Consider the following 1022-nt stretch of genomic DNA (forward strand, 5'->3'; position numbering starts at 1 on the left):
CCGCGCGCCAGGCCTGCGCCGGCCAGGTACAGCTCGCCCAGCACCCCCACCGGCACCGGTTGCAGCTCGGCATCGAGGATGTAGCAGGCCAGGTTGGCGATAGGCTCACCGATCGGCACGCTGTCCCGCCCTTCCTCGCGGCAGGTCCAGTGGGTCACGTCGATGGCCGCCTCGGTCGGGCCGTACAGGTTGTACAGGCCCGCCTTCGGCAGCTTGGCGAACACCTGCTGCTGGGCATCGGCCGGCAGCGCTTCGCCACTGCAGACGATGCGCGCAAGGCTCGTGCAGCGCGGCACGCCGCTGTCTTGCAGGAACGCCTGGAGCATCGACGGCACGAAGTGCAGCGTGGTGATGTTTTCGCCGGTGATCAGCTCGACCAGGCGGGCCGGGTCGCGGTGATCACCCGGCGCGGCAACCACCAGCCGCGCACCGGTCATCAAGGGCCAGAAGAACTCCCATACCGACACGTCGAAGCTGAACGGCGTTTTCTGCAACACGCTGTCGCGGGCATCCAGCCGGTAGGCCTGTTGCATCCAGCACAGTCGGTTGACCAGGGCCGAATGGCGGTTGCCCGCGCCTTTCGGCCGGCCTGTGGAGCCGGAGGTGTAGATCACATACGCCAGGTTTTCAGGGGCCACCGCCACGTTCGGGTTGCGCACGTCTTCGGCGCCCGGCTCCAGGTCCAGCGCCAGGGTCTGCACGCCTTCGGCCAGCGGCAGTTGCAGGTGGCTCTGGGTCAGCAGCAGCTGCACGCCGCTGTCCTCGAGCATGTAGCGCAGGCGGTCTTCGGGGTAGTCCGGGTCCAGCGGCACGTAGGCGCCACCGGCCTTGAGGATGGCCAGCAAACCGACCACCATCTCCACCGAACGCTCCACCGCGATGCCCACCAGCACATCCGCGCCGACACCCAGGGCGATCAGGCGATGGGCCAGGCGGTTGGCGCGGGCGTTGAGCTGGGCGTAGCTCAGGCGCACCTCGCCGAAGGCCAGCGCCGGGGCATCCGGGGTGCGCTGCACCTGGGC

At 69.1% G+C, this 1022-nt stretch carries 1 protein-coding gene; it reads right to left on the bottom strand.

What is annotated here, in order from left to right:
* Positions 1–1022 (bottom strand): amino acid adenylation domain-containing protein (locus DMX12_RS28840; RefSeq protein WP_146226890.1); only part of this gene is annotated, 1022 nt, incomplete at both ends.

Origin of the sequence: Pseudomonas sp. MB-090624, assembly GCF_003205245.1 — a bacterium.
Classification (GTDB): domain Bacteria; phylum Pseudomonadota; class Gammaproteobacteria; order Pseudomonadales; family Pseudomonadaceae; genus Aquipseudomonas; species Aquipseudomonas juntendi.